The sequence below is a fragment of the Gemmatimonadota bacterium genome (assembly GCA_026705765.1).
In the GTDB taxonomy this organism is placed as follows: domain Bacteria; phylum Latescibacterota; class UBA2968; order UBA2968; family UBA2968; genus VXRD01.
The window spans coordinates 65558-87234 of the sequence record JAPPAB010000089.1 but is presented as its reverse complement, the minus strand read 5'-3'; the positions used below and the strand labels follow the sequence as shown (position 1 = coordinate 87234).

Annotated in this window: 12 protein-coding genes and 1 pseudogene; 9 read left to right on the top strand and 4 right to left on the bottom strand. The window is 52.7% G+C overall.

The genetic code is table 11. From position 1 onward, the window contains the following. From OXH16_11950 to OXH16_11940, 3 genes are all read right to left on the bottom strand, one after another. A partial coding sequence (locus tag OXH16_11950; GenBank protein ID MCY3682104.1) for an AAA-like domain-containing protein occupies nt 1-1068 on the bottom strand: 1068 nt, incomplete at its 3' end. A gap of 230 nt (nt 1069-1298) precedes the next feature. Beyond that, nucleotides 1299-2336 (bottom strand): serine hydrolase, encoded by a 1038-nt coding sequence (locus OXH16_11945; protein ID MCY3682103.1) that lies wholly within the window; start codon nt 2334-2336, stop codon nt 1299-1301. A 13-nt stretch (nt 2337-2349) separates the two neighbouring features. Continuing rightward, a complete protein-coding gene (locus OXH16_11940; GenBank protein MCY3682102.1) occupies nt 2350-3477 on the bottom strand; it encodes a hypothetical protein in 1128 nt (375 codons plus the stop codon). 369 nt (nt 3478-3846) lie between these two features. Here OXH16_11940 and smc point away from each other — a divergent pair, with 369 nt between their 5' ends. From smc to OXH16_11895, 9 genes and pseudogenes are all read left to right on the top strand, one after another. Further along, nucleotides 3847-7461 (top strand): chromosome segregation protein SMC, encoded by a 3615-nt coding sequence (smc, locus tag OXH16_11935; protein ID MCY3682101.1) that lies wholly within the window; start codon nt 3847-3849, stop codon nt 7459-7461. Nucleotides 7462-7569: 108 nt separating this feature from the next. Beyond that, on the top strand, nt 7570-8586 hold the full coding sequence (locus OXH16_11930) for an endonuclease/exonuclease/phosphatase family protein (protein MCY3682100.1): 1017 nt from the start codon (nt 7570-7572) through the stop codon (nt 8584-8586). Nucleotides 8587-8647: 61 nt separating this feature from the next. Beyond that, nucleotides 8648-9658, top strand: a complete 1011-nt coding sequence (gene moaA / locus OXH16_11925; GenBank protein MCY3682099.1) for a GTP 3',8-cyclase MoaA — start codon at nt 8648-8650, stop codon at nt 9656-9658. A 110-nt stretch (nt 9659-9768) separates the two neighbouring features. Further along, nucleotides 9769-11997, top strand: a complete 2229-nt coding sequence (locus OXH16_11920; protein ID MCY3682098.1) for a nitrite/sulfite reductase — start codon at nt 9769-9771, stop codon at nt 11995-11997. Between the two features lie 9 nt (nt 11998-12006). Beyond that, entirely contained in the window at nt 12007-12570 is a 564-nt protein-coding gene (locus tag OXH16_11915) for a hypothetical protein (protein MCY3682097.1), read from the top strand. A 139-nt stretch (nt 12571-12709) separates the two neighbouring features. Continuing rightward, nucleotides 12710-12970: pseudogene (locus OXH16_11910) on the top strand (ferredoxin family protein). A gap of 89 nt (nt 12971-13059) precedes the next feature. Beyond that, nucleotides 13060-17634, top strand: a complete 4575-nt coding sequence (gene gltB / locus OXH16_11905) for a glutamate synthase large subunit (GenBank protein MCY3682096.1) — start codon at nt 13060-13062, stop codon at nt 17632-17634. A gap of 14 nt (nt 17635-17648) precedes the next feature. Continuing rightward, a complete protein-coding gene (locus OXH16_11900; GenBank protein ID MCY3682095.1) occupies nt 17649-19142 on the top strand; it encodes a glutamate synthase subunit beta in 1494 nt (497 codons plus the stop codon). 106 nt (nt 19143-19248) lie between these two features. Beyond that, nucleotides 19249-20340: a hypothetical protein gene (locus tag OXH16_11895; GenBank protein ID MCY3682094.1), complete on the top strand. Its 1092-nt coding sequence runs from the start codon at nt 19249-19251 to the stop codon at nt 20338-20340. A 3-nt stretch (nt 20341-20343) separates the two neighbouring features. On the opposite strand, the gene OXH16_11890 is transcribed toward OXH16_11895, so the two are convergent. Further along, nucleotides 20344-21660 carry a hypothetical protein gene (locus tag OXH16_11890; protein MCY3682093.1) on the bottom strand — a complete coding sequence of 439 codons (1317 nt, stop codon included), beginning with the start codon at nt 21658-21660 and terminating at the stop codon, nt 20344-20346. Nucleotides 21661-21677: the final 17 nt, after the last annotated feature.

Sequence of the window (21677 nt, the reverse complement as noted above, 5' to 3'; positions counted from 1 at the left end):
GCGCGGGACGACTTCTGCATAGATCGGATTGGCAATACGGAGTGGATCTTCGGATGCGATCAAACCCAGGTCGCGGACGTATTCGAGATCGCGAGTGGAAAAGTCGCTGTCCTCTCCACCACTCAGGAGCGGTTCAATCACGCGCTGCACGCGCTTCTCCTGCAACTTGTCGGCTAACTGGTCGAGGTGTATCTCCCGGCGTGCGATGAGTTGCTCCCGTGCGTCGCATATCGCCTCGGCTGTGATAGGCTGGCTACGATCCTGCCCGGTCTTGTTCTTAAAGCAAGCTTCATACGCCAATGCGTTCACCAGCCAGGGTTGTCCCCGGGTCTGAGTCCAGATCGTCTCCAGTGCCTCGGCTGTGAATGCCTGCCCCGTTTCTGCCGTGTGCTGTGAGATTAAATCGAATACCTCGTCCTGTGAGAAGTCCCCCAGGCGCAGGGACTCGGCGCGAATGTTGAACGCACTGCCACCGGCAATGATCGCGTTCTCTGCAGTGGATTGAATGCGGTAATCGCGCACATCGCGCACGCCGCACAGCACCACGCTTTGCGGAAACCCCTCCGGGCGACGGACATAGCCCGCCCTGAGTTGTCGTAGCACAGCCAACAGCGTATCGCCGATCAAAGAATCGATCTCGTCGATAAACAGCACCAGGGGTTTTGGATCAGCCTCAGACCAGCGCGTCAATGCTTCAACCAGCGCACCCGGCCCAAACTCGGTGAAGATGCCAGACCAGGCCCTGGTCAAGTACTGGTCGCCCAGCGTCAAACGCGCCCAGGAAGCCAGTTCTCCTAAAATGACACGCATCGCCTGCTCCACATCTTCGCGCAGGGCCTGGGCACTCTCAACGTTGACGTACACACAGCGATAGGTGTCCTGAGCGTTGAGCAAATCACGCAGCGCCAGCAAAGCAGAAGTCTTGCCCGTCTGTCGAGGCGCGTGTAAGACAAAGTATTTCTCGTCTCGGATGAGTGCGAGCACCTCGTCCATATTTAAGCGTTCCAGAGACGGGACGCAATAGTGCCTTTCGGGCTTGATGGGACCAGCAGTATTGAAGAAGCGCATGACACAAGTATCCTCTTCACAGCCTGAACGATCTGTAATTTAAGTTTTCTTGGAAACTCTTGTCCTGTCGGTGCATTGCCTTCTCCACATCTGTATCGAGTGCGATGGTAGTTTTCATGTTAGCCAAAATAGCCTCGCGTTGTTTTGTGTCGAGTTATTCTACGGAAATCTCGCTTTCCCATTGAATTTGATTAATACGTGATGCAAATAGTGTAGAGTGCAAGCAATTCCTACGTCTTCACCGCATTCACAACTCGCACAATCACCTCATTCTGGCTCCCGATCTTATCCTGCTCTTCCCTGAACTGATCCCACAGCCCTGGATTTTGTGCGATAACCAGCCCCAACCGCGGGCACATCCAGATATGCTTCGCACCTGCGCCCGATGCGGCAAAAGAATCTCTCGGCGCATCTTTCCACTGCATCCCGCGATCGTTACACCAGAATCCGTGCCCGTATTTCCAATTCTCTTCGGGTTCATTTTCCAGAATAAAATCATTCGTCACCGTTGCCTCGCGCAAGTAATTTTCCGGTGCAACCTGAACCCCATTCCAATTGCCGTAATTGGCCCACAAATGCCCCACCCGCAATTGATCTCGCAGTGTGGTATGCACCTGCGTATAATACCCGAAGATATTTAACCTCGCACTGGGCCACAGATCAAAATTGGAATGCGAATGCGTCCAGGTCCCGCCAATTGGATCGCGCAACTTTTCTTCGATCACCTTCCTACATCCCGGCAAACCCTCGGGATCATCGGCATCGTAACACCCGTAAATTTTAGCCATTGCGTGGGTCAGAATATTCATCCCATAAGTCTGATAGTGAAAAACCCTTCCAGGTTTTTCACCTGGCTTCATATAGCCCGACACATTGCATATCAAATGCCGAAAGGTAATATCGCGATCTTTCTCAAACGCATACCGTCCGGGCTTTGGGCCTTCCTGCTCGCCCACATCCATCATCTCTGGATAGTAATCAACGACTCTTTCATCCGGCGAAGACAACTTGCCCTCGGCCACTATAATGCCCAAAAGCGTCGAATGATACGATTTAGCGGCAGACGCCTGCGAGTGACAGGAATCAGCCGCAACACCTTGCCGCCACTCTGCCGCGAGATACCCATAACGCGCAATCCCCACCTGAAAGGACCTGTCACCCGCCACTTCGCGCAACCATCTCTGCACCCGCGCGAGTTTCTCCGCATCAAAGCCCAGGTCACCGGGCGTCCTCGTCTCCCATTCCGTTCCTGGAAATGTCATATCCATATTATTGTCTCCATTACACCCTGAACCCATCTTCCCGTTTCACCCCCTCTTCAACCACATCTACCTCGAGGTCAAACCCCGTACCCGGCGTATCTGGCACCATCAAACACCCATCCTGCATCGTCCAGCCATCCAGCACAACACCCGGCATATCTGCGGGAGCGGCTTCTTGAAGCGCAAAATGGGGGACGGAAGCGGCAAAATGCGCGTGGGCATAGCGCTCGATCAAACTGCCCCAGCAGTGAGGCGCACACCGGCCACCCCACGGTTCAATCATCGCGGCAGTCTCGCGCCACCACGTAAGCCCCTTGGCGCGAAAATCGTGTTGCACCACATCGATCCATCCCTTTTTCACCATATCAAAATAGCTGGGTGGCGGAGGACCCGACTCCCCATCGGCGACGAGCGTATCATATCCTTTTTCGAGGATGAACTGCTTAAAATCTTCATTAAAAGCCCCATCTTCGGGAAACGGTTCTTCAAACCAGTAAATCCCCACATCTTCACAACGCTCGAGAATGTCTTTTGCGATATTGAGCGTCGTGCCATTATTCGCATCGACGAGTATCTTCGCATCTTCACCAGCGGCTTCTCGGACAATGTGAATAACCAGCACATCCCGATCCGTACCTTCTGTAACGGGCATCCAGCGCGCGCCGCGACCAATTTTAATTTTGAAATTTTTATACCCGTAATCGTGCCCGGTCTTGACCTCGTCCCGAAATATCTCCACAGCCTCCTCGTCCGAAGCATCCAAATCGTCGATATAAACCGACCCATCGTACAACTCGACCGCCTGCGATCCCCGAGCACCCAGCAGTTTGTGCAACGGCTGATCCGATAATTTGGCTATCAGATCCCACAAAGGCAGATCAATCGCCGCTCCAGCTTCATTTGATCCCCCCGGCAATTGGAACACATCCCCAACAGCTTTACCCACCAATGACTCGGCTTCTTCTCGACCCAACCGAGACCATCCAACGCCAATAGCACCGCTACTTGTGTGAATGCGAACCACGGGATCCGTCACCATATCCCCGTGAACGCCAATCCGCGCATTGCGACCAATCAGGCGGGGACGTTTAAATTTCATAACCACTTTTTCAATCCGAACAATTTTTTCACCGTATAAATTCAGCATAAAAAAACTCCCATTCTCAGAAAGTGTTGCACAGGCGCGAAAGACTACACCTAAATTAGACCGCCCCTGATATAATGTCAATTGCCAAAGAACCCCACCACTTCAATGGACGAGCACAGGGGCACCGCCCCGTTTTTTACCCTTGACGACTGCCACAAGATATAGTATTATAGCCACGTGTAACAACCTTCCCCTCCACAAAATGTAGTTCCCCGAATCTCCCCGGGTTGCTGTTTTAAATGCAGTCCAAAGCGCGTCCTCTATTTTCCCCATTGGGTTTCGATACACAGATGTCCTGACCTTTATCATTGTATCCCTTTGTTTTTTCGTGTCTTATGACCTTATAAGAATTCGAGTAGGAGGTTTTCATTGCATCTGACTCGTTTGCAAGCACTGGGTTTTAAGTCCTTTGCACAAAAGCTCGACATGCCTCTCCAAAAAGGCATCACATGTGTCGTGGGACCAAATGGTTGTGGCAAGTCCAACGTGGTCGATGCGCTGCGCTGGGCACTGGGTGAACAGCGCCCCCGATCTTTGCGTAGCGGCAGTATGGGAGACGTGATTTTTTCTGGCACGCGCTCGCGCAAACCCCTCGGTATGGCCGAAGTATCGCTCACACTCGATAATTCACAAAAAGTTTTACCCACCGAATTTTCCGAAGTCACCATTACCCGCCGCCTGTTCCGGTCCGGCGAAAGCGACTACCTGCTCAATAAAATTCCGTGCCGTCTCAAAGACATTCAAAACTTGCTGATGGACACCGGGTTGGGCACGCAGTCTTCTTATGTTATTGAACAGGGCATGGTGGATGAAATTATCAGCGACAATGCCGAAGAACGCCGCCGGTGCTTTGAAGAAGCCGCCGGTGTGACGCGGTATAAAATTCGCCGACGATCTGCGTGGAACAGGCTCATCGCCGTACAACAAGACCTGCAGAGAATGGAAGATTGGCTCGGAGAAATTCAGCGCCAGGTCGCATCTTTACAACGGCAAGAGCGCAAAGCAAGACTTTACAAAACACTATCAGATGAATTGCGCGACCTCGAAATCAAACTGGCGCGCTTCCAATACTTCGATCTGGCCGACCAATCGGGACCGCTACGCGAAGAAATGGTCTTTCTCAAAGAAGATATCGAAATTTCAGAAACCGACATGACCACCCTCGAAGCCCAGCTCGAAGAAATGCGCGCAGAACTAACCGATCAGGATCGCGCACTGGCCGAGGCCAATATCGAGCTATCGCAACACGTCGAGCGCGTACACGGCAAAGACAGCGAGATACTGGTCGCGCGCGAAGAGGTACGCAACATTCACGCATTTTTAGAACGCGCCGAGCATCAGCAAAAATCGCTCAAAGTGCGTCTTGACAGCGCCCAAAAAGGTCAAAAAGCCGCCGAGCAAGACGGGCGTGAAGCCGGTAAAAGACTCAAATCCGCAGAAGCCAAACTCGAAGCGGAAACCGCCAAACTCGAAGCGGAAATCCTGGATCTGGATACACAGCGCACACAAGTCGATACCCAAAAATCTCAACTGATGGATCTATTGCGCCAAAATAGCGATCAGGGCAAAGCCCTCGAGCGCCTGCAGGCTGAGCGCGAAGGCATAGTACAGCGAAAGGCGCGATTGACGCAGGATATTGAGCGCGTGGCTGCACGCCGGCAGGAGGCTGACGAAACAGCCAATCAGTCCGCAGAACAAATCGCTGCAGTTGAAAGTCAAATTGCCCAACGCACAGAAGAACGGCAACAACAGATCTCCAGTCGAGATAGCTGTATTGCCCAGCGAGACGAACAAATCGAATCGCGCAACCGCTTGCGCGCAAATATCGAAGCAGATCAGGCGCGAGTCGCCCTCCTCCAAAAACTGAGAGAAGGCTTTGAAGGCTATTCCAAAGGCGTGCGTGCCCTGGCCGTTGATTCGCCTTTTTCCAATCGCATACAGGGCGTTGTCGCCGACATGGTCGATGTCAAACCCGAATACGTCACTGCCATTGAAGCCGCGCTGGGACGTGCACTGGAATGTTTGATTGTCAGCAATACCGACGACGCGCGTTGGGCCATTGATTTTCTCAGACAAGGTGAGCACGGAGCCGCCGCATTCTTGCCCCTCGAACGCATCATCTCTACCAATGGCGTACACAGCGAAGTACCCAAAGGAGAGGGAATTGTCGGCCTGGCAAGCGATCTGTTAAATCCACAGCGCGATATACACGGTGCCGTATCTGCGCTGTTGCGCCATACCCTGATTGTAAGCGATGCACAAACCGCGATTGTTCACAGCGGTGCCATGCATGACAGAGGCATTGAAATTGTGACACTCAGCGGCGAAGTTTTTTCCGCCGATGGCACAGTATATGGCGGTGCAGATGCAACCTCAGAATCGGGCCTCATTGGTCGCCAGCAACAAATCGACGACCTCCAGTTGGCCATAGAATCCGCCCGAACCGCACTCTCAAAGTGCGAAACACAACTGACACAGACGCTCGAAATGCTCGACAAACACCTCGCACAAATCGAAGCCTGCGATAACGCATTGGCCGATTTGCACAACCGCCGTGCGGGCCTTCAAAGAGATAGACAAAACGCCGAAACAGAAGCCAAACGTCAGGCTCAGGCAGTGACAGAACTCGACCGGGAAACCGCACAACTCACACAGCGAGAAGGCGAATTGATGCATTTGATTTCCCGGGCAGAGGAGGCGCAAACAAAGCTCGATGCCGAACGCGAGACCCTCGAAGACGTGGTTCGCCGTGCAGATGAAGACTTGCGCGAAAAAGAACACCAGCGGCGCGTACTTCAAGATGGCGTCGCTGCTGTGCGCGTGGAAATCGCCTCTTTGAAAGAACGCATCGAAAGTCTCGCACATGAAGCTGTGCGCCAGGGCAGAGAGCGCGAAGCCATTGCCCGCGAAATTGAGCGACTGTTCAGCGAGGCCGATGAAAGCCAAAAACGCAAATCCGAACGCGAAGAAAGCATTGGAACGGCGTCGGACGAACTCGAAGTACTCCACAAGCAACAATCCCGCATTGAGCACAAACGCGATGCACAAGCGCACAGACAACACGAAATCCTGATGGCGGCGCGCGCTATTGAAGAAAAGTTGCGGGAAAAAAATCGTCGCACAACACAACACCGCGAGCGTTTAAGCGAAATTCAAGTCGCCATGGCGCATATCAAAGAACGCGGCGAGGGGATTATCCAACGCCTCAAGCGCGATTACGAAGTCGATATTGCCGAAAAAGGGCGCTTTCAGGATCCCGAATTTAACGCGGATATGGCTGAAAAAAAGACCCACGAACTGCAAGAGCGTATGAGGCGCATGGGGTCTGTCAACCTGGCGGCACTCGAAGAATACGAAGTTCAAAAAGAACGGCTTGAATTTCTCACGCACCAGCGTGACGACCTTCTGGAAGCCGAAGAAATCGTCAAGCGCACCATCACGCGCATCGATCGCACGGCGCGCCAGCGCTTTCTCGATACCTTTGGTCGCATTCGAGAAAATTTCCAAACCACATTCCAGGAATTTTTTGAAGGCGGCGAAGCCGATCTGACCATGCCACCCGACGAAGATCCCCTCGAGGCACCCATCATCATCACGGCGCGGCCCTGGGGCAAGCGCCTTCAGAGCATTAACCTGCTTTCGGGTGGCGAACGCGCCCTGACTGCCATTGCCCTTCTCTTTGCAATTTATCTGGTCAAACCCAGTCCTTTTTGCGTCCTCGACGAGGTCGATGCGCCTCTCGATGATGCCAATATCGCGCGCTTTGTAAAAGTCATCCAAAAATTCTCCAAACAATCGCAGTTCATCGTTGTCACCCACAACAAAGGGACGATGGAATATGGCGAAACCCTGCACGGCGTGACCATGGAAGAACCCGGCGTCTCCAGGCTCGTTTCCGTCAAAATGTCCAGCGATAGCGAAAACCAGGTCGATAGTGTCGCCTCGTTCACCGAAGCCGTGGCACAACCCGCAGATGACGATTGATCCCAACCTCGGGCAACACAAGGGGCGGCGGTTTATACCGTCGCCCTTTTATTTTTTTACCAATCGTGTATATTATTGGACAGATAGCCCTTCTATATGGAGATTTACATGCAAAAACATGTACGGATGACATATCTCGCCTTTCTGATACTGCTTCTATTTTTTGCGTGTGGCCCACAGCCCGCCGAGATCAAAATTGCGACTTACAATATCTATTGGCTCGACGATGGGATTTCCAATGCGCGCCAGGAGCGCCTGCAAACAGTCATAAACAAACTCGATGCGGACATCATCGGCTTCCAGGAAATCCAATCAAAATCCGCCCTCGAGCGCATATTGCCCGACCACTATACCATTGGCATGCTCGATGATCCCGAAGAACGCCAGGAACTCGCCATAGCCGTACGCGACCCATTTGAAATTACCGACCTCAAAATGGTCTTTCCAGAAAAAGTACACGACCAGGCATTTCCCCGAAAACGCGATCTCCTCCAGGCCTATGTCGAAGGATATGGCCGCCGCTTGATTATTCTGGTTCATCACGCCAAATCGCGATCGGGTGGTCGCGCCAAAACCAACGCGCGCCGAGAAGCCAGCGCGACCATGACCATGCGCTATCTCACCAGCCGCGTAAAATACGACCATATTGTATTGCTCGGCGACTTCAACGACAACCCCGACGATCGCTCGCTCAACATTCTCGAATCCGGCAATCCCGACGCGTTTCCCGGAATCGACCAGGTACCCGATGCATTTCTCTACAACACATCCGAGAGCCTGTTAGATTCGAATTATTGCTCGTATGGATACAACTATCTCTATGACAAAATCGAAAGTGATCTCTTTGATCCTATGGTCTCAGGTGCACGCGCAGAAAACAACAAATGGCGGGACAAACCCCACAATTTTGCCCGAGACGTCAAAGTCAAAGCAATCCTTTTCGACCAAATCCTCGTATCCCAAAACCTGAAGAATCACGTCCAATCATCGGGCATTTTCACCCACGCCGAAGCCGTGAAGGGAACCCGCTCGCGCATCCGCTTTTCCGGTGACGAAATCGTCTATACCACACGCGGCGACTTTGCTTCGGATCACGTGCCCGTGTGGACAATCTTAAAATTCTAAGCGACTATTTTTAGCCCTTGCCGAATCATGATCAATTTTTAATTTTTAATTTTTAATTCCCATGTCCGACCTCCTCGACACATTGCAACGCCCCATCCGCGACCTGCGTATTTCGGTCACCGACAAATGCAACTTCCGCTGCCCCTATTGCATGCCCGCCGAGATTTTTGGCGAAAAGTACGAATTTCTTCCCAAAGCAGAAATCCTCACCTTTGAAGAAATCGCCCGCCTCGCCAGGATCTTCGTCGATCTCGGCGTCACAAAAATCCGCGTCACCGGCGGTGAACCCCTCCTGCGCCGAGACCTCGAAACCCTCATCGCCAAACTATCACAGATCAACGGTGTACAAGATCTCACCCTCACCACCAATGGCTACCTCCTCGGCACCAAAGCACAGAGCCTCAAAAACGCCGGCCTGCACCGCCTCACCGTGAGCCTTGACGCGATTGACGACCAGACCTTTAATCTCATGAGCGGTCGCACCCATGGCACCGAACGCGTACTCGAAGGCATCCGCGCTGCTGAAAAAGCGGGCTTTCAAGCCATAAAAATCAACGCAGTCGTTCAAAAAGGCATAAACGATCACCTCGTTATCGACCTTGCCCAACACTTCCACAACACGGGACACATCCTGCGATTCATCGAGTTTATGGACGTGGGCACTCGCAACAACTGGAACATGGACCAGATCTTGCCCGCCGCAGAAATTATCGACCGCATTCACACCGTCTTACCCCTCGAGCCCCTTGACCCCAACTACACAGGCGAAGTCGCAAAACGCTATCGCTATCTTGATGGCGGTGGTGAAATCGGCGTCATCGCCTCTGTCACGCAGCCCTTTTGCGGCGACTGCACGCGCGCCCGCTTATCCACCGACGGCAAAGTCTATACCTGTCTCTTCACCTCAGAGGGAACAGACTTGCGCGATGCCTTGCGACAAGGCGCGTCCAACGCCGACCTCCGAGACCAGATCATCCAGATATGGCATCACAGGACGGATCGCTACTCCGAAATCCGCTCTGAACACACCCCTGCAACTCGCAAAATCGAAATGTATCAAATCGGGGGATAATACCTTTCACCTTTCGCCTTTTACCCTTGACAAATCCTCATAATACACTAAGTTTCAAACTTACTTTTTAATCCTGTTCAATCAACAATCTCCGCTACAGGTGATATATTATGGCCACAAATTGGAAAGAAGAATTGCGCGATTTAATCCCGGAAGATCTAAGTGCTGAAATCGATACATTTGAAGCGCAGATCGAACAAAAAAAACAGGGACAAATTGACGACCGCGTCTTTGCAGAAACCCGTCTTCGCCGCGGTGTTTACGGCCAGCGTTACGACAATGGGCAACGCTTTGACGGTCTGGTAACCAAACCACTCAACTATCCCAGCGGCGACCTCCTCAAAGGGCCGGACACGGTCTGGGATGCGCCGGGTATGCAGCGCATCAAAATCCCTTATGGCGGCCTGACCACCGATCAAATGGATGTGTTGGCCGACATAGCCGAAGAATATTCTGACGGCATTTTGCACATCACCACGCGCCAGGATATTCAAATCCACTACGTACACATCGAAGACACACCCGACCTTATGCGCCGTCTCGCCGCCGTGGGCATTACCACCCGAGAAGCCTGCGGAAACTCCATCCGCAATGTCACGGCCTGCCCGCTTTCGGGCGTGTGTCACACCGAAACATTCGATGTCACGCCGTATTCACATGCCCTCGCCCAATTCCTCCTCGGGCACCCCGACTGTCAGGACTTTGGTCGCAAATTCAAAATCGCCTTTTCCGGATGCGCCCAGGAAGCATGCGGTTTGACCAGCATGCACGACATGGGCATGATCGCGCGCATCAAAGACGGCAAGCGCGGGTTCGAAACCTACGTCGGCGGCGGCTTAGGAGCCGTGCCTCACCAGGCCAAACTCTACTCGGAATTTCTGTCCCCCGAAGAACTCTTGCCCACAGCGCAGGCAATATGCCGCGTTTTTGCCCGCCTGGGTGAAAAAACAAATCGCGCCCGTGCGCGCATCAAATTCCTCGTCGCCAAGCTCGGTATCGAAGAATTTAGTCGCCTTGTCGAAGAAGAACGCAAAATCCTGCCCGAAGATCCCGCGTGGACAGCCTATCTCAACGACCTGGATAGCTACAGTGAAGAACCCCTCAAAATCGCAGCTCCCCTCAATGGGGTTGCGCGCCCCGAAGCGTTTGATGCCTGGGCAGAAACCAACATCTACAAACAGCGACAAGAAGGCTATGTGGTCGCAACAATATGTCTGCCTCTGGGAGATATCACATCCGATCAGATGCGAGACCTGGCCGATATCGCACGCAAATACGTCAAAGACACCATTCGCGCCACCGTCGAGCAAAACATCATCCTTCGATGGGTCAGCGAATCCGATGTCGTTTCACTCTACAATGACCTTTGTGAACTGGGATTGGCCGAACCGGGAGCTGGTACCATCGTCGATGTCACCGCCTGCCCGGGCACCGACACCTGCAAATTGGGCATCTCCTCATCGCGCGGTCTCGCTGCAGAGTTGCGAACGCAATTGGCACAACAGAATCTCCAACTCGACGACGCCATCAAAAACTTCCGCATCAAAATCAGCGGGTGTTTTAACTCCTGCGGACAACACCACGTAGCCGATCTCGGTTTTTACGGCAACAGCCGAAAAATCAATGGTTATACCGTACCGCACTTCCAGGTCGTACTCGGCGGACAATGGACCGAAAATGCGGCCTCTTACGGCCTGGCCATGGGCGCTATTCCCTCCAAAAATATTCCGGCCGTCATCGAACGCATCACCGACAATTATGTTGAAAACCGCGAAAAAGACGAAAGCTTCCAGGCCTATATTCAGCGCATCGGAAAAAAAGACGTCAAAGACCTGCTTCAGGGCCTCACGCAGGTTCCCATGCACGAAATAGACCCCTCCTACTATACGGACTGGGGCGATACACGCGAATTTACCATCGGCGATATGGGCAAAGGCGAATGCGCTGGCGAAGTGGTTTCACTGGTGCAATTTGAACTATCCGGCTGCGAGACCGAATCCTTTGAATCGCAGATTTACCTGGAGGAAGGCGACTACGAAGCTGCGTACAAAACGGCTTTCGGCGCGATGTTGCACGCCGCCAAAGCACTGGTCAAAACGCAGTTTCTCGACGTACCAGAAGATGCCGATGTCATCGTCGAAGAATTTCGCACGCGCTTTTGCGATACCGAGTTGTTCTACAACCAGTTTGCCGGCGCAAAATTTGCCAATTATCTCTTCCGCGTTCACGAAGAGGAAGTCGCCGAATACTCCCGCGACATTGCCCATCAGGTCGTCGAAGAAGCCCAACTCTTCATCGAAGAAGCCTATGCCTGTTATGGTCAAATGAATGTGGTTTGAAAGGTAATTATGCCAACCCATAAAATCAGCGTCAAATTTTATCTCGATCAGGGGCACAATATCGCGCCTGAGACCTGGTTCAAAACCTTCAACAACTGGATTTCAGCACACAATGGGTCCGATGTGCTGCTCGATGCAGCCGATTACAGTCACGTACCCAATGGTCCCGTGACGCTGCTAATCGGTCACGAATACGACATCAGCATTGACGACACGGACGCAAAACGCGGTCTGCTCTACAACCGCAAGCAATCCAACGGAGATAATTTTGCACAGCACTTGTCTTCAGCGGTTCGCGCGGCCTGTGCAATCTGCCAGCGTCTTGAAACAGAAGAAGCGGTCACTTTTCGGGGAAATGAACTCAGAATTATCCTCAACGATCGCCTCAATGCCCCCAACACCGAAAATACACACAACGCCATAAATGACGATCTCCAGGCGTTTTTGCACCAGCTTTACAATGGTTCAGAGGTGGCTGCTGAACACAGAAAAGATGCCAGACAACGATTCACCCTGGACATTCGCACAGAGGGCGATTGGTCTGTTGCAAAACTCCTCAAAAATCTGTCCTGAAAAGTAAAAAAATCTTCTTTTGTGGACCTGCAATCATAATTTTAACTTACAATACTTGACAAAGCCAACCAAATAAGTATATTTGGCAAAGTCAACTCTGGATGAGTTGGAACAATAGCAAAGGAAAGGAAAAATAAAAATGGCCTATATCATCGCCGAGCCATGCATTGATGTTATGGACAAGGCCTGTGTGGAAGTCTGTCCGGTGGACTGCATCTACGAACCCGATGCAACCGATTTGCCTGAAGATGAACGTCGCAACATGCTCTATATTCACCCCGAAGAATGCATTGACTGCGGAGCCTGTGAACCCGAATGCCCGGTTGAAGCGATCTTCGCCGAAGAAGATACACCAGACGAATGGTTGGAATACATCGAAATCAATGCAGTCGCCTTTGAATAGCATCTAACAAAACAACCGGTTTTCAAATGCCAGGGCCGGATCGCGGTTCTGGCATTTTCGCGCCATGTAATTAAGGAACATTTTTTATGGCATATCCTCGCAAGCACGGACTCTACAACCCCAAATACGAACGCGACGCCTGTGGCATTGGATTTGTCGTGAATATCAAAGGCGAAAAATCCAACCAGATCGTCAAAATGGCTCTTGAATCCCTCGTCTGTCTCGACCACCGGGGGGCGCGCGGCGCCGAAGACAACACGGGCGACGGCGCTGGTGTTTTGATGCAAATTCCACACGGTTTCTTCAAACACACCTGCAAGGGAATCGACATTGATCTGCCAGACCCCGGTCAATACGGTATCGGCATGATTTTTATGACCGATGACGAAGATCGATCCATCCGCCAAAAAACGCGTCAAATCATTGAGGATATTGTCCAGGAAGAAGGCCAGGAAGTCCTCGGCTGGCGCAAAGTGCCCACCGACAACTTCTATCTGGGCCTCACCTCCAGGTCCTGTGAACCCGTTGTGTGGCAAATTTTTATTGGTCGCAGTGCCGACTTGCCAGACCCAATGGCATTTGAACGCAAGCTCTACGTCATTCGCAAGCGCGCCACCAATACGATTCGCTATACCGGACACGACGAAAATTTTTACATCCCCAGTTTGTCATCGCGCACCATTGTGTACAAAGGCATGCTCACCCCCATGCAGGTACCCGAATTTTATCCCGAACTGCAAGATCACCGCATGGAAGCCGCGATTGTGCTCGTGCATTCCCGATTTTCCACCAACACATTTCCCTCCTGGGAACGGTCGCACCCCTATCGCTACCTCATTCACAACGGCGAAATCAACACCCTGCGCGGGAATCAAAACTGGATGAAAACCCGACAGGCCATGCTGGCTTCAGAGCTTTGGGGTGACGACATAGAAAAAATATTCCCCATCCTCTACGAAGACGGGTCAGATTCCGCAATTTTCGACAACTGCTTTGAATTTCTGTCTCTATCCGGTCGCTCAATGGCGCACGCAGCCGTCATGATGATTCCCGAACCCTGGGAAAATCACGAGAGCATGACCCCCGAAAGGCGAGCCTTCTACGAATACCATTCCTGTCTGATGGAACCGTGGGATGGTCCCGCTTCTATTGGCTTTACCGATGGCGAAATCGTGGGTGCTTGCCTCGACCGCAATGGCTTGCGCCCTTCGCGTTATTACGTCACCAAGGACGACCTGCTCATCCTCAGTTCTGAAGCGGGTGTCTGCGACTTAGAGCCCGAGCGCATCGCTTACAAAGGTCGATTGCAACCTGGCCGCATCCTTCTCGTCGATACCCAAAAGGGCCGTATCATTTCCGACGACGAAGTCAAACAGTCAATGGTCTCCGAGTATCCCTACCAGCAGTGGCTCGACGACCATCTCATTTCGCTCAAAAACCTGCCCGCAGTCGCACCCATTGCACCTCCCACAAATCACGCCGAAATACTCACGCGGCAACAGGCTTTTGGGTACACATTTGAAGACCTCAAAATATTTGTTGGTCCCATGTCTAAAATCGGGCGCGATCCCGTCGGATCAATGGGCAATGACGCGCCATTGGCAGTATTATCCAACAAATCCCACCTGCTCTACAACTACTTCAAACAGCTCTTTGCCCAGGTGACCAATCCGCCTCTTGATCCCCTCAAAGAAGAGGTCATCACCTCGGCCGATGCCACCATTGGTCCCGAGCGCAATCTGCTCATTCCCGAACCCGAAAGTTGCAGGCAAATTCATCTCGATACGCCCGTTTTGACCAATGAAGAACTCCAGCAATTGCGCAGCGTTGATCGACCGGGCCTCAAAGCCACCACTATTTCCATGCTCTTTGACGCGGCCGATAGCGAGGCCGGACTCGAAAAGGCCATGCACAGATTGTGTGCAGAAGCCGACAAAGCCATTGAAAACGGTTATACCATACTCATTCTTTCAGACCGCGGTGTTGACAACGACCACGCTCCCATTCCCGCGCTCCTGGCCATGAGCGGTCTCCACCACCACCTCATCCGAGAAGGTACGCGCACCAAAACCGGGATTGCCCTCGAAACAGGTGAACCCAGAGAAGTGCATCACTTCTGCTTGCTCATCGGCTACGGCGCTCAAGCGATCAATCCCTATATGGCTTATGAAAGCCTCGCCGACATGATCGCCGAAAAGCAATTGACCGATATCGCCTACCGCGATGCGGTCAAAGGATATGTCAAATCCGCGACCAAAGGCGTAGTCAAAGTCATGGCCAAAATGGGCATCTCCACCATCAAGTCCTATCGGGGTGCTCAAATTTTTGAAGCAGTTGGCATTTCAAAAAACGTCATTGACCAATACTTTACCTGGACGGATTCCCGCATAGACGGCATTGGCCTCAATGTCATTGCCCGAGAAGCTCTGATGCGGCATCGCGATGCGTATCCCCAAATTTCAGTCAACGGCAGCACCCTCGATGTCGGCGGGCATTTTCAGTGGCGCCAGGGCGGGGAATATCACCTTTTTAACCCCCTTACAATTCACAAGCTCCAGCACGCCACGCGCACCAACGATTACGAAGTGTACAAAGAATACGCCACTCTCATCAATCAACAGGCAAAAAATCTGGCGACCTTGCGTGGCCTCCTGGACTTCAACTATGCCAGCGAACCGATTCCCATCGACGAAGTTGAATCCGCCGATGCAATCACCAGACGCTTTAAGTCTGGCGCCATGTCCTACGGATCAATATCCAAAGAAGCGCACGAAGCACTCGCCATTGCCATGAACCGTCTCGGAGGCAAAAGCAACACTGGCGAAGGCGGCGAAGACCCGGCGCGTTATACTCTCGAACCCAACGGCGATTCCAAAAATAGCGCCATCAAACAAGTGGCTTCTGGACGCTTTGGCGTCACCAGCAATTATCTGGTCAATGCCAAAGAATTGCAGATCAAAATGGCGCAAGGCGCCAAGCCAGGCGAAGGCGGCGAATTGCCCGGCAATAAAGTGTATCCGTGGATTGCCACGGTTCGGCACTCCACGCCGGGTGTAGAACTCATTTCACCGCCGCCGCATCACGATATTTACTCCATCGAAGATCTGGCGCAACTCATTCACGATCTCAAAAACGCCAACCACCATGCCAGGATTAACGTCAAACTCGTCGCAGAAATCAATGTCGGCATCGTCGCGGCGGGTGTATCCAAAGGCCACGGCGATGTGGTGCTCATCTCAGGCCTCGATGGCGGCACCGGCGCATCGCCGCAAACCAGTATCAAACACGCCGGCCTGCCCTGGGAACTCGGCGTTGCCGAGACCCACCAGACTCTGGTGCTCAACAACTTGAGATCTCGCATCGTAGTCGAAACCGACGGACAACTCAAAACCGGACGCGATGTGATTATTGCCGCCCTGCTCGGTGCCGAAGAATTTGGATTTGCAACCACCGCACTCGTCGCCATGGGTTGTATCATGATGCGCGTTTGCCACCTCGACACCTGTCCTGTGGGTGTGGCCACACAACATCCCGAACTGCGCAAAAAGTTCATGGGTGACCCCGACCAGGTCGTCAACTTCTTGCGTTTCATCGCACAGGACATGCGCGAAATAATGGCGCAACTCGGCGTGCGCACCATCGATGAACTCATCGGTCGCACTGACCTGCTCCGCCAGGCAAAAACCGATCACTGGAAAGCGAAATCTCTGGACCTGTCTCCCATTCTCGAAAAACCAGACGCCGATCCCGACATTGGTCGTTATTGCCAGATCGACCAGGATCACGGCCTTGAAAATGCGATGGATAACCAGATCCTTCTCGACCTTTGCGAACCCGCCCTCAAGGATGGTAGCAAAGTGCGCGCAAAATTCGACATCAAAAATACCAACCGCGTGGTCGGCACCATTCTCGGCAGTGAAGTCACGCGCAGATTTGGTCCCGATGGCCTGCCAGAAGACACCATTGACATCACCTTTGAGGGATCGGCCGGACAATCTTTTGCAGCCTTTACGCCGCCGGGCATCACCTTCCGCCTCGAAGGCGACGCCAATGACTACTTTGGCAAAGGACTGTGCGGCAGCAAACTGATTGTCTATCCGCGCGAGGGATCCACCTTCAAAGCCGAAGACAACATCATCATCGGCAATGTATCCTTCTACGGTGCAACCAATGGGCAAGCCTTCATCCGCGGTCAGGCAGGCGAACGTTTCTGCGTGAGAAACTCGGGCGTTAGCGCAGTCGTCGAAGGCGTTGGCGATCACGGTTGCGAGTATATGACAGGTGGGATGGCCGTCATTTTAGGCAAAACCGGGCGCAACTTTGCCGCTGGCATGTCCGGTGGTATTGCTTATGTGCTCGACGAAGACGGCGATTTCCACATACGCTGCAATCCCGAACTCGTCGATCTCGAACCCGTCCAAAACGACGAAGACATTGAAGAACTCAAAAGCATGATCACCAAACACGCCGACTACACCGAGAGCAGCGTAGCGCAACACATCCTCGTCCATTGGGATGACATGTTGCCCAAATTTGTCAAAGTCTTCCCGAAACCCTACAAGCGCATTCTCACAGCTTATGAAACCGCGCAACAAGAGGGCTTGAAAGGCGAAGATGCATGGCTTGAAGCATTCCGTCGCGGCGTAGAAGTTGAAGCTTGAGAAAAGGAGCACCTATGGGAAAACCGACCGGATTCATGGAATTTCAGCGAGAACTTCCGGCCGATAGAGACCCCGCACAGCGCATCGCAGACTGGAAAGAATTCCACCATCATCACCCCGATGAAAAGCTTCAGGAGCAAGGTGCGCGGTGTATGGACTGTGGCATACCTTTTTGCCACACCGGTGTGCGCCTGCCCGAATCCACGCCCTTTCCTTCTGGATGTCCCATCAACAACCTCATCCCCGAATGGAATGATCTCGTGTATCGCGGTCTATGGAAAGAAGCTCTCGACCGCTTGCATAAGACCAACAACTTTCCCGAATTTACGGGTCGCGTCTGTCCTGCTCCCTGCGAGGGTTCCTGCGTGCTGGGCATGACAGAACCCGCCGTCACCATCAAAAACATCGAAGTCTCCATCATCGACAAAGGTTGGGAAGAAGGCTGGGTCACACCCGATATACCCGACAAGCGCACGGGCAAGCGCGTAGCTGTCGTAGGGTCAGGACCAGCAGGCCTCTCTTGTGCAGCACAACTCAACAAAGCCGGTCACAAAGTCACCGTGTACGAGCGCTCTGACCGCATTGGCGGATTGCTCATGTACGGTATCCCCAACATGAAGCTCGACAAAAAAGAAGTTGTGCAACGCCGCATTGACCTCATGATCGAATCGGGCATCGAGTTTATCACCAATACAGAAATTGGCACAGACCTGCCAGCAAAAGATCTCCTCAATGAATACGACGCGGTCGTGCTCTGCATCGGCGCACTCAAACCCCGCGACCTTCCCATCAAAGGCCGCGAACTCAACGGCGTGCATCAGGCCATTGAGTATTTGCACAAAAACACCAAAAGCCTGCTCGACTCCAACCATGAAGACGGCAATTATATATACGCCAAAGACAAACACGTTATCGTGCTCGGCGGAGGGGATACGGGAACCGACTGCGTGGGCACGGCAATGCGCCACGGCTGCAAAAGTCTGTACCAGTTCGATATTATTCCCGAGCCGCCCAAAACGCGCACCGACAGCAACCCCTGGCCTCAAATGCCGCTCATTTTCAAAACGGACTATGGGCAGGAGGAAGCCGCCGCCATTTTTGGCAGAGATCCGCGTGAATATCTCATCAGCACCACGGAATTTATCGGCGATGAAAACGGCACGCTCAAAGCATTGAAAACCATGCAAGTGGAATGGGTACCCGCAGAAAATGGCGCGCCATTCCGCGAAGTGCCCGGTACAGAAAAAGAATGGCCTGCAGATCTCGTCTTCCTATCCATGGGCTGGCTCGGTCCCGAAGATACCATTCTCGACGAACTCGAACTCGAACGCGACGAACGCTCCAACGCCAAAGCTGTCGAAGGCGAATTCACCACTAAAATTCCCGGCCTCTTTGTCGCAGGCGATGTGCGCCGGGGCATGAGCCTCGTTGTCTTTGCCTTTGCAGAAGGGCGCGGCGCTGCCCGCGAAGCTGACCGCTACCTCATGGGATCAACCGATCTGCCGTAAATCGGATCAGGATGGGCAGGATTTAAGGATGAGCAGGATAAAAACGAATCAGACCACAGGAGGGCGCAGTTTGTACTGCGCCTTTTTGCATAAATGAAAGGCCATCATGTCTCGTTATTGCATCATTCTATTATTCGGCTTATTTACTGCGTTTGAACCCCATGCATTTGACGATAATACACCCATGCGGGGAATTACGATTTCAACGCACGGAGGTGGGCGAGATTGGGCGAGTGACGAAATGGTTTCAACGCTGCGGGATATTGAAATTCTGGGAGCAAACTGGGTGGCGACCCATCCCTACGCGGGCATTTCGCAGGATGGATCGGTCAGAGTGAGGCGGTTTGAAGGAGCCAGTGAATTGGCTCCCGCACACTGGACGAGACCAATTGTAGAAGCCCACAAACGGGGATTGAAAATTTGCATCAAGCCCCATCTGGCATACTGGCGGTCGGGATTTGAGTGGCGGGGCGAAATTGCATTTCGCTCTGAGGAAGAATGGACGCGCTTTTGGGCAGATTACCGCGCCTGGATTTTGGCTGTGGTAGAAGCCTGCAAAGACGCCGATGCATTTGTCATAGGAACAGAATTGGACAAAACCCTGCATCACGAAGCCGAATGGCGTGCCCTGATAGCAGATGTCCGAAAAATATATAAAGGACAGATCACCTATGCGGCGAATTGGACGGATTACACGCGCGTGCCATTCTGGGACGCCCTGGATGCGATCGGTATTCAGAGCTATTTCCCGATAACAAAAAATCAAAATCCCACAGAGGCCGACCTCCGCAATGGATGGGATCGTCTGCTAAAAGAATTGCGAACTTATGCCAAAAAAATGGATCGCAACATCGTATTTACCGAATTGGGATACAACCAATCTTATAAAGCCGCATCAGAACCCTGGACCTATCGCGTGGATGACGATGGCGCACGCCCCTTACAGGAAATGTGCTGGCGCGTCGCGCTCGAAGTCATTGAAAACGAACCGCGTATAGTGGGCACTCTCCTCTGGAAATGGTTTCCAAACCCGAGACCTTTTGGACGGGATTTCCAATTGGCGACACAGCGCATCATGCCCATCATTGCCGAGGCCTGGCAGGGTGAGATCCCCGTTATCACATTCGACGAAGAAGCATACCAGCGATGGCGTGAACAGCGCCGTCGCGGACGGGGCAGACGATCTACTCAAAACTAACCATTACAGCCTTTCGGCCAGTTCGAGAAATGTCTTCTCGATCACCTCGTTAATACCAATCTGAAAAGGACCGGGACCGGCTTTGGTATAGGCATTCGCGCTGACCACCTCGTACCCACCCTCGGGAATAAGCGCGTCTGTCGGCATGTAATTGCGCCCATCCTGACAATATCCCCAGGCAATGAGATTCGGATCATTGAGATAAGTCCTCAACAAGGGAAGCCACTCGGCAACAACTTCGTTGCCAAGCCACGCGATGGTGTGTTCCCCCGTCAGGCGAATAAGACCAACCGCCCAGGGAAAAAAACGCGCAGGCGGTATGCCAGACCCCAAACGCTCGACCCAGTACGCACCCAGATTTTGTTCGAGTTCTGCCTCGCTTTTGACAAGTGCTTCCCAGTGGGTAAGAGGCGGAATCGCATCCTGGTCGCGCGGCGCCAGCGCAAATCCCGAAACGCAATTGAGATCCAATTCCAGCAATTCACCGTCCGCATCCATAGCCGCGAGCACATCATCCGCGAGTTGACCACCCGTCACAACAACATCCTCTGGCGTTGATTTGCGAAACGCATCTGCACCCGCGAGGCGGCGCGGTCGAATATTGCCAGCAAGCCCCTGAATAAACTGCGCGTGGGTATTCGGTTTGAGAGATTCGACCAATCGATTGCGACACACCCCGGGAAAATCAGCAGAAATGCCATCCCACGCAAAACCGTAAACCATCACCGGATGGCATCCATAGTTAAACACCACACAACGTCCATCTTCCGCGACGAGATCGAGCACCCAGAGATCCCGATTCATATATCCATCTGGATTCGGCCTCATCCCCATACTGCCATCGGCCCCCCGCCTGCGCCTGTTAATCCCAATCTCAGACGTACCGCGATGCACACAAACAGAAACCTCTCGCATATTCTCGATAGCTTCGATCACCATTTTCACTGTGCGAGACAGCAAACCAGTTTCATAAGCCTCGAGTTCTGCTGGCTTAGCCACGGTCGTAGCATATCCCTCAAACCCGGACATGGGACCGCTGTGCGTATGTGAAAAATTGACAACAATCGCTTCAAAAGGAATACCCGTTATCGAAGCCAACTCACAGCGCAAGCGACTCGTCACATGCCATGTCATCCCAATCATATCAATCGAAATCCAGACCGTGCGATAGCCCTTTTGATCTTCAATAACAACCGCCTGCGCGGCCAGAGGATCGAGCACCTCAGACCCGGGTGAAAACCGCGGACCGCGCCCACCCATTGGCAGCCCCAGTGACGGCGTTGAATCAAACTGCGCCCAACCAGCTTTTGCTGTACGCATTGTGAACCTCTCTTTAT